The sequence below is a fragment of the Burkholderia sp. AU30280 genome, assembly GCF_020420125.1.
Classification (GTDB): Bacteria; Pseudomonadota; Gammaproteobacteria; order Burkholderiales; family Burkholderiaceae; genus Burkholderia.
The window spans coordinates 289,854-302,830 of the sequence record NZ_JAIZRY010000008.1 but is presented as its reverse complement, the minus strand read 5'-3'; the positions used below and the strand labels follow the sequence as shown (position 1 = coordinate 302,830).

Annotated in this window: 15 protein-coding genes; 8 read left to right on the top strand and 7 right to left on the bottom strand. The window is 61.8% G+C overall.

The annotated features are described in order from the left end of the window. Nucleotides 1-82: 82 nt before the first annotated feature. Complete coding sequence (locus LGN17_RS20535) at nt 83-766, bottom strand: type 1 glutamine amidotransferase domain-containing protein (protein ID WP_226198393.1); 684 nt, start codon at nt 764-766, stop codon at nt 83-85. A 136-nt stretch (nt 767-902) separates the two neighbouring features. Then, a complete protein-coding gene (locus tag LGN17_RS20530) occupies nt 903-1,556 on the bottom strand; it encodes a TetR/AcrR family transcriptional regulator (RefSeq protein WP_226198392.1) in 654 nt (217 codons plus the stop codon). A 99-nt stretch (nt 1,557-1,655) separates the two neighbouring features. Between LGN17_RS20530 and LGN17_RS20525 the strand changes: the two genes are divergently transcribed. Together LGN17_RS20525 and LGN17_RS20520 are read left to right on the top strand one after the other, a co-directional pair. After that, entirely contained in the window at nt 1,656-2,015 is a 360-nt protein-coding gene (locus tag LGN17_RS20525; protein ID WP_226198489.1) for a hypothetical protein, read from the top strand. Continuing rightward, entirely contained in the window at nt 2,015-3,130 is a 1,116-nt protein-coding gene (locus LGN17_RS20520) for an aldehyde dehydrogenase family protein (RefSeq protein WP_264166004.1), read from the top strand. The genes LGN17_RS20525 and LGN17_RS20520 overlap by 1 nt, the downstream gene beginning before the upstream one ends. A 116-nt stretch (nt 3,131-3,246) precedes the next feature. On the opposite strand, the gene LGN17_RS20515 is transcribed toward LGN17_RS20520, so the two are convergent. After that, nucleotides 3,247-3,378, bottom strand: a complete 132-nt coding sequence (locus LGN17_RS20515) for a hypothetical protein (protein WP_413227038.1) — start codon at nt 3,376-3,378, stop codon at nt 3,247-3,249. Between the two features lie 88 nt (nt 3,379-3,466). Next, nucleotides 3,467-4,084: a LysE family translocator gene (locus LGN17_RS20510; RefSeq protein WP_226198391.1), complete on the bottom strand. Its 618-nt coding sequence runs from the start codon at nt 4,082-4,084 to the stop codon at nt 3,467-3,469. A 67-nt stretch (nt 4,085-4,151) separates the two neighbouring features. Here LGN17_RS20510 and LGN17_RS20505 point away from each other — a divergent pair, with 67 nt between their 5' ends. Then, complete coding sequence (locus tag LGN17_RS20505; protein ID WP_226198390.1) at nt 4,152-5,078, top strand: LysR family transcriptional regulator; 927 nt, start codon at nt 4,152-4,154, stop codon at nt 5,076-5,078. 104 nt (nt 5,079-5,182) lie between these two features. Here the strand turns inward: LGN17_RS20505 and LGN17_RS20500 are convergent, their stop codons facing one another. Both LGN17_RS20500 and LGN17_RS20495 read right to left on the bottom strand, forming a co-directional pair. Then, entirely contained in the window at nt 5,183-6,202 is a 1,020-nt protein-coding gene (locus tag LGN17_RS20500) for an AraC family transcriptional regulator (RefSeq protein ID WP_226198389.1), read from the bottom strand. A gap of 13 nt (nt 6,203-6,215) precedes the next feature. Further along, complete coding sequence (locus LGN17_RS20495) at nt 6,216-6,671, bottom strand: GNAT family N-acetyltransferase (protein ID WP_226198388.1); 456 nt, start codon at nt 6,669-6,671, stop codon at nt 6,216-6,218. A gap of 527 nt (nt 6,672-7,198) precedes the next feature. On the opposite strand from LGN17_RS20495, the gene LGN17_RS20490 reads away from it, so the two are divergent. The 4 genes from LGN17_RS20490 (at nt 7,199) to LGN17_RS20475 (ending at nt 10,693) form a co-directional block, all read left to right on the top strand. Beyond that, a complete protein-coding gene (locus LGN17_RS20490) occupies nt 7,199-8,044 on the top strand; it encodes an ABC transporter permease (protein ID WP_413227039.1) in 846 nt (281 codons plus the stop codon). Continuing rightward, nucleotides 8,031-8,882, top strand: a complete 852-nt coding sequence (locus LGN17_RS20485) for an ABC transporter permease (protein WP_226198386.1) — start codon at nt 8,031-8,033, stop codon at nt 8,880-8,882. Before LGN17_RS20490 ends, LGN17_RS20485 begins: the two co-directional genes overlap by 14 nt. Continuing rightward, nucleotides 8,879-9,910 carry an extracellular solute-binding protein gene (locus LGN17_RS20480; protein WP_226198385.1) on the top strand — a complete coding sequence of 344 codons (1,032 nt, stop codon included), beginning with the start codon at nt 8,879-8,881 and terminating at the stop codon, nt 9,908-9,910. Before LGN17_RS20485 ends, LGN17_RS20480 begins: the two co-directional genes overlap by 4 nt. A gap of 477 nt (nt 9,911-10,387) precedes the next feature. Beyond that, the gene (locus LGN17_RS20475) at nt 10,388-10,693 is read left to right on the top strand and encodes an H-NS family nucleoid-associated regulatory protein (protein WP_226198384.1); all 306 of its coding nucleotides are present in this window, start codon (nt 10,388-10,390) and stop codon (nt 10,691-10,693) included. Nucleotides 10,694-10,912: 219 nt separating this feature from the next. On the opposite strand, the gene LGN17_RS20470 is transcribed toward LGN17_RS20475, so the two are convergent. Then, nucleotides 10,913-11,314: a hypothetical protein gene (locus LGN17_RS20470; protein ID WP_226198383.1), complete on the bottom strand. Its 402-nt coding sequence runs from the start codon at nt 11,312-11,314 to the stop codon at nt 10,913-10,915. Between the two features lie 421 nt (nt 11,315-11,735). Here LGN17_RS20470 and LGN17_RS20465 point away from each other — a divergent pair, with 421 nt between their 5' ends. After that, entirely contained in the window at nt 11,736-12,902 is a 1,167-nt protein-coding gene (locus LGN17_RS20465; RefSeq protein WP_319000845.1) for a porin, read from the top strand. Nucleotides 12,903-12,977 lie beyond the last annotated feature (75 nt).

Here is a 12,977-nt window from a genome sequence, read left to right as displayed (position 1 = left end):
ACGGTCACCGTCGATCGTGGCGAAGCAGTTGTTGCGCGCCGGTCGACCGGCGCTCGAGCCGTCGCCGGCGCATCACATCACATCACAGCAACGCGACGACCTGTTCCGCGGTCGCTTTCGCCGACTGCGGATTCTGGCCGGTCACCAGGCGGCCGTCGACGACGACGTTCGACGTGAACGGCAGCAGCGCCTTCTCGTAGTGCGCGCCACGCTGCTGCATCTGCTGCTCGACGTTGTAGGGCACCTTCTTCGCGACGCCGGCCAGGATTTCCTCCAACCACGAATAGCCGGTGATCCGGCGTCCGGCAACCAGCAGCGAGCCGTCCGACAGCCTCGTGTTCAGCAGCCCGCAGTAGCCGTGACAGACCGACGACACGATGCCGCCGCGCTCGTAGATCTCGCGCGTGAGCCGCTGCAGCCCCGCATCGTCCGGGTAGTCCCACATCACCGCATGGCCGCCGGTGAAGTAGATCGCATCGAAATCGGCCGGATCGATCTCGTCAGGGCGCGCGGTGCTGGCCAGCAGCGCCGCGTTGGCCGGGTCGGCGCGCCACGCCTTCGCGGCGGCGTCCACATGCGGCCATTTGAGCGAGCGCGGCTCCAGCGGCGACACGCCGCCCTTGGGGCTCACGAGCTGCTGCTCATAGCCTTTCGCCGCGAAGATGTGATGGGCATGCGTCAGCTCGGACAGCCACAGGCCGGTCGGTTGCGACGGATCGGCATAGTGCGCGACGTTGCTGACGACGTGGAGGATGCGCTTGCTCATGATGCGGTTTCCCTTTCATCGGCCACGGGCGGGCGGGCGTCGTCGACGCACCGCCGGATTGTCGGATGGCAGTACCCATACCCATGACCTCGATAGGCTGCCGAGGTAAACCATAACCTTGAAGTAAAGTTGAAGGTCAAGGCCTTTTCGTTTTCGCCGCCTTCGCGGGATTCGCGGGCAGCACGAGTCCGTCCAGCAAGGTGGTCAGCGCATCCTCGATCGCGTGATCGCCGACCTTCTCGCGCACCAGCCGCCCGTCGATCGCCAGCATCGTCAGGCCATGCAGGTGCGCCCAGCAGGCGGTCGCCTGGCCGAGCGCCGGGCGCGGGCGGATCGTGCCGGCGCGCTGGCCGCGCTCCAGGATGTCGACGACCAGCAGGAACGGCGCCTGCACGCGCGGATCGAGATGGATGTCCGTGGGCTCCCCGGCATCCGCGGCAAACATCAGTCGATAGAGATCCGGGTTGCGCTGCCCGAACGCGAGATGGGCGTAGGCCAGAGTGAGCAGCACGTCCGGTGCGTGCGCTGCGGGATCGACGGACGCGACGAGGTCGTCGTGCAGCCGATCGAAGCCGATCAGCGCGAGTTCGTGCAGCAACGCGGCCTTGTCCGGGAAATGCCGGTATGGCGCCGAGTGGCTGACGTTCGCGCGCCGCGCGATTTCGCGCAGCGTGAACTGCCAGCCCTGTTGCTCGTGCAGCGTGTCGAGCGCCGTTTCGATGATCGCGCGACGCAGATCCCCGTGGTGATAAGCCTTTTGCCCGGCGTCCGCATCCCCATCCGACGACATCGTGTTGCTCCTATGTTGACAGGGAACACATTGTGGTCCTATGATCCGCCGCATGCAAGTTGACAGTGTCTACATTGACGCGACCTCATGAGGTGCACCATGGACGTTTCCGCGGAATCCAGCTCGAGCTTCGACCCGGCGGTGTTGCTGGCCCGCCAGCGCAACGCGTTTGTCAGCGAGGGGCCGCCGAGCGTGCAGCAGCGCAAGGCCCGGCTCGCGCGGCTGCGCGCCGTGGTGCTCGCGTATCGCCGCGAACTGGAGGAGGCGGTCAGCGCCGATTTCGGGCACCGCTCGCGACACGAGACCGCGATCATGGAACTGGTCGGCGTGATCCAGGCGATCGACTACCTGACGCGCAACCTGCGCCGCTTCATGAAGCCGCAGCGCCGGCACGTCGGGATTTTTTATCGGGCCGGGCAGGCGCGCGTCGAATACCAGCCGTTGGGTGCGTCGGCGTGATGGCGCCGTGGAATTACCCGTTCGCGCTCACGTTCATTCCGCTGGCCACCGCGCTGGCCGCGGGCAACCGCGCGATGCTCAAGCCGTCCGAACTGACGCCGCGCACCAGCGAGGTGATGCGCCGGATGCTCGCGGAGACTTTCCCGAGCGAAGAAGTCGCGGTCGTGCTCGGCGGCCCGGAAGTCGGCGCCGCCTTCAGCGGCTTGCCGTTCGACCATCTGCTGTTCACCGGCAGCACGCAGGTGGGCCGCAAGGTCATGAAGGCGGCCAGCGACAATCTGGTGCCGGTGACGCTCGAACTCGGCGGCAAGAGCCCGGCGATCGTCGCGAGAGGGCACGTCGATGGCCGGACGATGTCCAGCATCGTGTTCGGCAAGCTGTCGAACGGCGGGCAGACCTGCGTCGCGCCGGATTACGCCCTTGTGCATGAAGAAGACCTCGACGCGTTCGTCGCGCAATACGACGCGGCCGTCGCGCGCTTCTACCCGGACGGGCCGACCAGCCCCGATTACACGTCGATCGTCAGCGACCGGCATTACGATCGCCTGAAACGTCTCGTCGACGAAGCACGCAGCCAAGGCGCACGCGTGATCGAGGCGGGCGTGAACCCGCAGCAGGCGGCCACCCGCAAGCGGACGCTCGCGCCCACGCTGATCGTCGGGGCCGGCGACGATACGGCCGTCATGCAGGAAGAGATCTTCGGGCCGATCCTGCCGGTGCGCACCTATCGCACGCTCGACGAAGTTGTCGACTACGTGAATGCGCGTCCGCGGCCGCTTGCGCTGTATTACTTCGGTGCGCAGGACAGCGACTGCGCGTCGTTGCTGACGCGCACCACGTCGGGCAATGTCGGCATCAACAACACGCTCCTGCATGTCGCGCAGGAGGACTTGCCGTTCGGCGGCGTCGGTCCGAGCGGGATGGGGGCGTATCACGGCATCGAGGGATTCCGCGCGATGAGCCATGCCAAGGGCGTGTTCGTGCTGGGGCGCTGGAACCTGCCGAGCCTGCTGCGCGCGCCGTTCGGCAAGCTCGCGGACCTGTCGCTGGCGGCGCTGCTCGGGCGGCGCCGGGAACCGGAGGGCGTGCGGGCGGGATTGACCGCGAAGCGCTGAGACCGGCGACGCACCGCGACCGGTGCACGGCTGTTTCGCAAGCAGCGCGCCGTGGCGGTCGAAGGCGAATGCGTCGGCGAGTGCGTGGTTCGGACCTCAACCGTGAACGATGCCCGCTAGCGCTGGTTGCGTGCGCCTGCTCCGTTGCGCATGGCGGTTTCATCGAAAATCGTCGCGGCGAATTCGATGGCGGCCGGCATCGCCGCGTCATGCATCATCACGAATTTCATTTCCGGCAGCGCCGGCAAGCTGGCCGGAAAAAGCGGCGGTGATCCATGCGCGCGGGCTCGGTTATCAGTCGCCGGGCTCGTTCATGCCGGTGGCCGAATTCGGTCTTCAGCGCCCGCCGCGCGCGATGGCGAGCGCGACGCCGAAGCCGACGAGCAGACAGCCGAAGGTGCGGTCGATCCAGTGGCGCAGCGCCAGCAGCCGATCGCGGACGGCCGTTGCGGAGAAGCACAGGGCCACCAGGCTGAACCAGCCGGCATGCGCGACGGCGATGAACGCGCCGTAGCCGATCTGCACGATCAACGGCGTGTCCGGCCGCACGGCCTGCATGAACAGGCTGACGATGAACACCGTGGTCTTGGGGTTCAGCGCATTGGTCAGGAAGCCGGTGCGCAGCGCGGCCAGATCGGATAGCGGTGCGGCCGGTGCATCCGGCTGCCCGTTGCCGGCCTTCGTCATGAGCATCTTCACGCCGAGGTAGATCAGGTAGATTGCGCCGACCAGCTTGACGGCATTGAAGAGCCACAGCGACTGGCGGATCAGCAGGCCGACGCCCAGCAGCGTGTAACTCACGTGAATCGTCACGCCGAGCCCGATACCCAGCGCGGTGAGCACGCCCGAACGGCGCGACAGCATCAGGCTGTTGCGCGTGACCATCGCGAAATCCGGCCCCGGGCTGATCACGGCAAGCAGTGTGATGGTGGCTACAACTATCAACTCGGTCATCGTCTTGTCCTTGCGATTGATGGCTTGATGGCCCAATCTTATGGATCATGTTCCATCGGGAAAAGCGATGATTTCTGACCAGAATGGTGAGATTGACTCACAATCGGTTCGCGGGAGCCTGCCTTCGCTGATGGCGCTGCGCTGCTTCGAGGCGGCGGCGCGTCACGAGAATTTCAGCCGCGCTGCCGACGAACTGTGCTTGACCCATGGCGCGGTCAGCCGCGCGGTGCGATTGCTCGAGGGCGACCTGGGCGTGGCGCTGTTTCAGCGGCGCAGCCGTCGCGTGTTTCTGACCGATGCGGGCCGCAAGCTGGCGCAGGCCGTCCATGACGGGCTCGGGCTGATGCGTCACGCCGCGCAGGAATTGCGTACCGAGGCCGCCCGGGCGCGGCGCTGGGTTCTGTCGTGCGAGCCGACGCTTCTGATGCGCTGGCTGATTCCGCGCTGGCCGGATTTTCAGGAGCGGCATGCAGGCGTCGACATTCACCTGGCTGCCGCGGGTGGTCCGTTTTCATTCGACAGCGGCATCGACATGGCGATTCGACGCAATGACTTTGCATGGCCAGCGGGTTATCACGCGGAGCGTCTGTTCGCAGAGAAGGTCGGGCCGGTTTGCCGGCCGGACAAGGTCGATGCGTGGTTTTCTGCGCGTCGCGGCGATCGTTCATTGAAGGCGGACGTGCCGCGGTTGCATACGCGGACTCGGCCGGACGCGTGGAAGGAATGGGCGGTGGCGGCGAATCAGCCGGTGGCCCGCGGGCGCGGGCAGGTGTTCGACCATTTCTACTTCAGCCTGCAGGCGGCGGTCGCGGGGCTCGGTGTCGCCGTGGGTCCGTGGCATCTCGTTCGCGATGATATCGAAAGCGGTGTGCTGGTCGCGCCGATGGGGTTCGTCGAGGATGGCTCGCATTACTGCTTGTTGACGCCGGAACCGGTGGCGGCGGGGAGTGCGCAGGCGGAGTTGCTGGGGTGGTTGAGGGCGGTGGTGGGATGAAGGGCGGCTGGCGACGTGAACGATCGGCTGCCGCCTTGATGATCTTGCGAAGCCGCATCTACCGCGACTCGATCGCGTGGGTCACATAGACAATCTTCCGGGTGTCATCCAGTCGCTTCTTTCGACCAACGCTTCATCGCCCGGCTGAATGCGGATGTGTTTTTGTACCCCAATCGCGCAGCAATCTCCTTGATCGAATATTCCTTTTTGGACAGATATTGCGACGTCAGGTCTTGACGTACAAGGTTGTGCATGGCGCTGAACGACGTGCCCATTTCCTGGAGTTTCCGCTGCAAGCTGCGCAGTGAAAGCCCGAGCGCGCTGGAAAAATCGGCGATGTCTTGACACGCGGGGTTGTCATACATCAGGCCGAGCAGTCGTCCGATGAGGTCCGACGGAACCCAGTGCGCCAGTTCGAATTCGCGCTTTGCGCACGCCTTTTTTGCCAATTCGAATTCTATCGGGTGTGCGAGCGGAAGCGCGGTCTCGAGCGTTGATCGATCGAACTCAATAAAATTTTCACTGGAATTGAATTCAATCGGGCAGTTGAAATAGGCGCGGTAAGATTCCGCGTGCGGGGGTTCCGGATAAGAAAATCCTATCCTCAGAAACGCCGGATATTTGCCGATCAAATCATGCATCTCCCGGCGAATGGCGGTGAAAACCATGTCGGTGTTCAAGACAAGGAGATCCGAGCGATAGGTATAGCCGCCAACCGCAATCCTGGCCACATCGCCCCTCGTCGTCATCCTCATTCTGAAATAGCTGATCCCCAGCAATGGATGATCGAAGCCCAGGCGCAGCGCGTCACCCAGCGTCGGGCTCACCAGCATCGCGTGGGCTCGCAGGCCGTACGATGTCACCGGGATCGCGTTTCCGATATGAAGCCCGATCGCGGTGTCGCCGGTTGCCTCGAGTGCATTCGCAAACAGCACCATTTCCTGTGCATGCGTGACCATTGCGTTGGGTCGCTCGACGTCCGACGGAGAAATGCCCGTGCCTCTCAGCAGGACGTCGACGGGAACCCCCATACGCTTCATGAAGTCGAGCGTGATGAAGATGGTGTGAAGCGGCGCGGGACGTTGCGCTGCAGTGCGGTGACTGACGTCGGCTACCGGCTTCATTTGACGCCTTGGATCACGCATTTCCGAGCGACTTCGTAAACACGACCTGGCATCCATACTCGTCCAGTTCGCCGCGCTTCCACCCGAGACGCTGGTAGAAGCCATCGGCTCGCGAGCCCGGATCGGTCACGAGCGTGACTTGGGCCACGCCCTCTTCCTTCAACCACGTCAACGCACGGTCGAGCAACGCGCGGCCGATGCCGGCGCCATGGAATGACGGCCTCACAAACAACGCGGTGATGAATGGCCTTTCGGTGATGACCGGCAGGCAGATCCCGACCACCTCATCGCGAGATTCACAAATCCAGCCGCCACCCTGCCTGATTTTCTCGATCAAGAGATTGCGGTTGAGCAGGTGAACTTGGTGCGGATGGATTCTATTCTCGCTCACGGAGAATCGCACGTCATAAAAAGCGCCGATGTCGCGCTCGGTCATTCGGCGGTATTCCAGTTTCTCAGCAATGGCCATATTCGATATCGTCTCTCATCTCGTTATATGAAATATACGCGGTACGACTTGGGCAACTATCTCACGATTTTTGCAATTCCACCAACGATCATGACGCGGGAGCCGCATAGCATGTCCACATGCGTCGCCGCGGACTGAGGGGCACGCGGCCATCGGCGAAGCCGCAAAGCGCCGCACGGGCCGCCACTCGGCCATCGGCGTGGGACAGCACGCGGCGACCGTTCATGGCGGCCTGGCGATTTGCCAATAATTTAATATCCCTGCGACGATCCCAATTACACTAATTAGTGAATTTCAATATTCGAAATAATTTACCTAAAAATACCGAACGCCAAATTTATAATTTCATTGGCGCTTACGGGTAACACTTTGGCGCGAACGGCACGGGCAACCCCTGTAAATAAAGCAGCCAATTTGATACGCTTCCTGCCAATCGAACCGATTTGAGGTTATGGGTAGTGCGCCAAGTCCCTATAGTCAACCTGTTGAAATCATGGCGGAAGATGAATAACCCGGCGGTGCCCGTCATGGTCGCGGGTGTTGTGCTTCCGATGATCGTCCTGGCAGTGGTTTCGCTCAGCGTGCCGCTCGACTTCGGCGGTGTTGCGTGGGGCAACTTCACTGCTCGGGCGTACGAGCGGGTTGTCTTCGATCGGGACTTTGATGGTTCGCTTGTCGTTCAGCGGGGTTATCTCGCCATTTTCTCCCGGTCGATGGTCATGGCCCTGCTGACCACCGCGGGATGTCTGTTGATCGGATTCCCGACGGCGCTTTTCATGGCGACGCGCCCGCGGAAGTGGAAAGCCGCGTTGCTGATCTTGATCACGATCCCGTTCTGGACCTGCGTCGTCGTCCAGATGTACGGATGGATCATCATCATCGCGGACAATGGCCTGGTGAATCAGATATTGACCAGGGCCGGCCTCATGCAAGGCCCGCTCGGCTTGCTCTATACCGATCTCGCGACGGTGATCGGCCTCGTCTATGCGTTCACGCCATTCATGATCCTGCCGATCTTCGCGGCGCTCGATGATCTCGACTGGCGGTTGGTCGAAGCGGCCTACGATCTGGGCGCACACAAGCCGGCCGCGCTTGCCCATGTCGTCGTGCCGTGCTGTCGTCCGGGCATCATGGCGGGCGTCGGCCTTGTCTTCGTTCCGGCACTGGGCTCCTATACGATCCCGGGTTTGCTCGGGGGCAACCATGCCTTCATGATCGGCAACTTGATCGATTTCCAGTTCGCCGGTGGACGGGATTGGCCTTTGGGCGCTGCCATGTCGTTTGCATTGCTCGCCGTCGTGCTTCTGGCGATGCTCGTGTCTCGACTGGGCGTGCTCTTTCAACGACAGGAGCGCGTTCATGAGTTCGCGTGACCTGCGCCGGTTTCCGTTGACCCGTCCAATCGCATTTGCGGCACTGTTGTTCCTTTATCTGCCGATGCTGATCGTGATAGGGATGAGCTTCAACGTCGGTCAGTCGGCCCTCATATGGGACGGGTTCGGTATCCGTGGTTACGTGGAAGCCTGGTCTGATCCGACCTTGGTCCGCGCCGCGAAGAACTCGCTGCTGCTGGCGTTGGCGTCGATGGTGCTTTCCACCATGCTTGCGACGAGTGCAGCGGTCGCCTGGTGGTCGCGAAGCGATCGGCGCGGTTTCGACCCGGCGGGACTTCTCATCGCGCTTCCTCTGGCAATACCCGAAATCGTGCTGGCGATCGCCACCATGATGCTGTTCTCGATGTTCGGGACCGAGCCCGCATTTGGCGTCGTCCTGTTCGCGCATGTGGTCTTTAGCGTGCCGCTTGCTTACCTGCCGATCAAAGCCCGGCTCAAACGGATCGATCGCACCTTGCTCGAGGCCGCCGCGGACCTGTCGGCCACGCCCTGGGCGGCGTTTCGGCACATCACCTTGCCTTTGGCGCTACCCGGCATCGTCGCAGGGGCGCTGCTGTCGTTCGTCGCGTCGATGAATGACTACGTCACCAGTTACTTTCTCGCCGGGGCCGGCATGACCACACTGCCAATGTACATCTTCAGTGCGATGAAGATCGGGATCACGCCCAAGGTCAGTGCGGTATCGACCGTCGTCATCGGCCTTTCGTCGGTGCAGCTGATCGCGGTCTGGCTCATCGGTGCTCGAGGTAAAAGAAGATCCACGCCCAGGCAATCCGAGATACATCACGCAAATCTCCAAGCAATAGGAACAGTATGAAAAAAACAATCGGGGCGATGTTGCTCCTTGCCGCTGTGACGACGCAGGCTGCCGAGCTTCATATCGGAAGCTGGCCCGGCATCCTGCCTGCGAACCTGATCAAGAAGTTCGAGACGGATACCGGTATCGAGACGACGCTGGACACCTATGCAAGCGATGCCGCACTGACCCAGAAACTGCAGGCGGGAGGCGGCGGCTACGACGTCGTGGTGGCCGGCGACTATTACGTCCCGGTGCTCGTGAAATCCGGCCTGTTGCTCAAGCTCGACAAGAGCAAGTTGCCGAATATCGCAAACATCAAGCCGGAATACCGTCATCCGGCATTCGATTCTCAGCGGGACTACGCGATGCCCTTTACGATCGTCCTGACCGGGTTTGCGTATGACAGCGCGCGCGTGCCGGGCGGCAGGCTCGACGATAGCTGGAAATCCTTTTTCGAGCCCCCCGCGGCACTGCGCGGCCAGGTCGGCGACCTGGACGTCGAGGAGGAGTTGTACATGGCCGCGAGCTGGTATCTGGGGCAAGACGAATGCACCGAGCGCCCCGAGGATGCGAAGCGCGTGCTTGACGTCCTGCAGAAGCAGAAGCCTTTCGTGAAGACATACAGCAACGACGGAACGATCGACCGTCTCGCGTCCAGGCAAATCACCGTTCAGCACATCTGGAATGGTGCCGCTGCGCGCGCGCAGGATCGTCTGGCGAGCATCCGATTCGTGTATCCGAAAGAGGGCGTCCGGTTGTTCATGGATAGTCTGCTTATCCCAGCGAAAGCGCGGAACGTCGAATCGGCCTACAAGTTCGTCGACTGGATGATGCGGCCTGAAAACATCGCGCTGGTGACGAACGCGATTCGATACAACAACGAGATCATCGGGTCGGAGCGCTACGTTGATCCTGCGCTGCTGAACAACCCCGCGACCAAGATGCCCGAGCAATACAAGGACAGGCTCAAGCCGTACAAGATGTGCTCGCCTGCGGCGATTCAGCTACGCAACAAGGTCTGGTTGAAGTTGAAGGGAAATCAATGAGACGCGCTGGAGCTCGTTGACTTCCTGAACGAATCCTCGCTGCATTTTGCCGAAAGCGGGCAGTGAGGCGTCGGAAGCGGCCGTAGACGATGCTGCGAGCATTGTCTGCGGCCTGACGTTGGCGTACACATCGAGAGACCACCATGGCTGACCGCATGCCACGACGATATCGACCTGCCGAAACGCGTTGCGTAGGCACCCCCGTGCGTCCCTCGGCACGCAGCCAGGTCATCATGCAGTGAACAGATCGGCAAATTCTTGTAAGAACCATTAGCCTCGGTCGACTGCCCCGCCTGTCTTCTGCGACGCGTTAGCGCTCGGCGCAGGCGGTTCGCGGTCTCCCTCTCGATCGCACCTTTTGTTCCGAGCGACCATTTCGTTCGTTCAGTCAAATATAGTAAGTATTGCGAAAAATATAGAACGGTGACGGTTTCAAATCAACCAGTTCAAAACATTGCCCCAACCAAAGGAACCGAGATGTCTACCTACCTGGAGCTGAAAGCCAAGATGCGTACACTTCAAGCTCAGGTGGAACTTGCGCGCAAGAATGAAATGGAGAACGCCGTAAAGGATGTTCAGAGAATCATCGCCGAGTTCGATCTGAGGCCCGAGGATTTGTTTGCCGGGATCCAATGTGTGCCCTGTCGGGTCAGGCGTCGCGCACCGGCGATCCCGAAATATCGGGACCCGGTGTCGGGCGCTGTCTGGAGTGGACGTGGACGGACGCCGCGTTGGATGGCCGGACAAGATCGGGAGAAGTTTTTGATCCGTACGCCGACATAGCGGCATACAGGTTTCGGTGCACCCAAACCGTTTGACCGCCAGATGCCTGGCCCGCCTCGCTGCTCGGGAACTCCCGGCGCCAGCGCGCTACATGGCTCGATGCCATGCGAGCCGTGCATCGGAGTGACGGCACGGATCTCCCTGAAGCTTTGTCTTGGTGCCAGTTCCTATTAGGGAAATCCCGGTAAAGCTAGGGTTATCAGACGCGATTAACTTATATCAAACAAATTTTGACGACGATTTATGTTCCTGATATGGTTTTTCGCACCTGCAAAGCGCGACCCGGTTGCGTTGGCGCTCGGTAAACAGGTCGGCGTACTTCGCCGGCGGCTGAACCGGACGCGCAACCGGCTTGCCGTGGCGGCCGGTATTTCCAGGCCGTGTTGTAGCGCGGGTCGAGCGTGGTCCGGCTTCGTCATCGCCGATCTCGCTCGTGGGAATGGCGCGCGCGTGGAACGTGACGATGCCGTGCTTCTTCGAAACGACATCGAAGAAACGTTCGGTTTCGCGCGGTGATTCGCTTGGGTTCTTCGGCTGCGTGGATTTGGCAAATCTGCTCGTCCGGATCACGAATGCGGTGGCAGGACGTCGGTTCGAGTGAATTCTCGGGCGCTGGCCCATGGGCAAGACGCGCTCGGAAGTCGCCACTCAGGGGCGAGTCCCTTTGCGTGATCGACGAGGCAGTGTTGCCGGTGCTGGAAGGCAACGTGTTTGTGCTGCTTCAAGGCGGCTCGGCATGTTATCGACCCGCGGCGCCGTGGAGCTGGAACGGCATCGGAAGCAAGAAAGCGGCTTTCGTCCAGGTAGGGACGCCGCGATGGTTCTAATCGAGAGAATGCCGGACAGGTCGAGGTGCGAGACGCCTTCCTGCATGAAATTTTGAGGATGACGAAATGATTGAGTCAGATATGCCGATCTGGAGAACATGACGCCGGCCGTTGCGGCTCGAGACGACGCGCAGGCCGTGCGCCGTCATCTGCATTCGAATACAAAAAAAACCGTTTCAAACAATCCCGAAACCACTCCTGACAGCGAAATACCGATGAAAAACAAGGAAATCAAGGTCAGCGTTATCGCTGTTGCCGCCTTCGCAGCATCGTCGGCAGCAATGGCACAGTCGTCGATCACCCTGTACGGCATGCTCGATGCGGGTATCGGCTACACGTCGAACATCAATGGCCACAAGCGGTTCGGCCTCGACGGCGGTGCCGCAGGTTCGAACAAGTGGGGCCTCAGGGGGACGGAAGATCTCGGTGGCGGCCTCAAGGCGATCTTCAAGATCGAAAACGGCTTCAACATCGGTACAGGCGGGATAGGCGGCCAGGGGCCCATCGGTTCCACGCGTTCGTTGTTCAACCGCCAGGCTTACGTATCCCTCGCTTCCGATCAGTACGGTACCGTGCGTCTGGGGCGCCAGCTCGACGCCGTGACGGAAATGGTTCAGGTCCTGACGGGCGACGCCATTTCGGCGTCGACATTCTCGACCCCGGGCGACGTGGACAACAACGACAACACGACGAACCAGAACAGCGCCGTGAAGTACATTTCGCCGCTCATCCATGGCTTCCAGGCTGAAGGCGCGTACTCGTTTGGCGGCGTTGCCGGTTCGATGGGTTCGGGGCAATCGTGGTCGGTGGCTGCGAACTACGCTCAGGGTGGTCTGACGGTCGCCGGCGGCTACTTCCATGCCGCAAACCAGGGTGAGAACGGGTGGACGAACGCAACAGCGCAACCGAGTTTCGGTGGTGCGCTGGGCTATCCGAGTTCGGGTTACAACGGCGGCAATGCGTTCAAGAGCGCGGGCATCGCGCAAGTCGCGACTCAATACCAGATTGGTCCGTACACGGCCGGCTTACGCTACTCGAATGCTCAGTACCAGGGCAACGCCGGCCAGCCGTCGATCCACTTCAACGTGTTGGGCGCCCTCCTGCAGTACCAGGTCACCCCGGCGCTGTCGCTGGCGACCGGGTACACGTACGTCTACGGTTCCGCAGCCACGCCCACGCTGGCTGCCCAGGGCCGCACGATGGCGTCGATCAACCAGGTGTCGCTGGGGGCGACGTACTCGCTGTCGAAGAGCACCGCGTTGTATGCGATGGGCGGGTACGTTCATGCTCAGGGCGCTCAGGCTTCGGTTGCCGACTTTGGCAACACCGCATCGGGCGGCAACCAGGTTCAAGTCAACATCGGCATGTACCACGGCTTCTGATCGCCGGCGCGGAGGTCCGGAGTAGTGGCTGCGCTACTCCGGCAAAGCGGCACTCTGCTGGCCGCGCTTCACCTC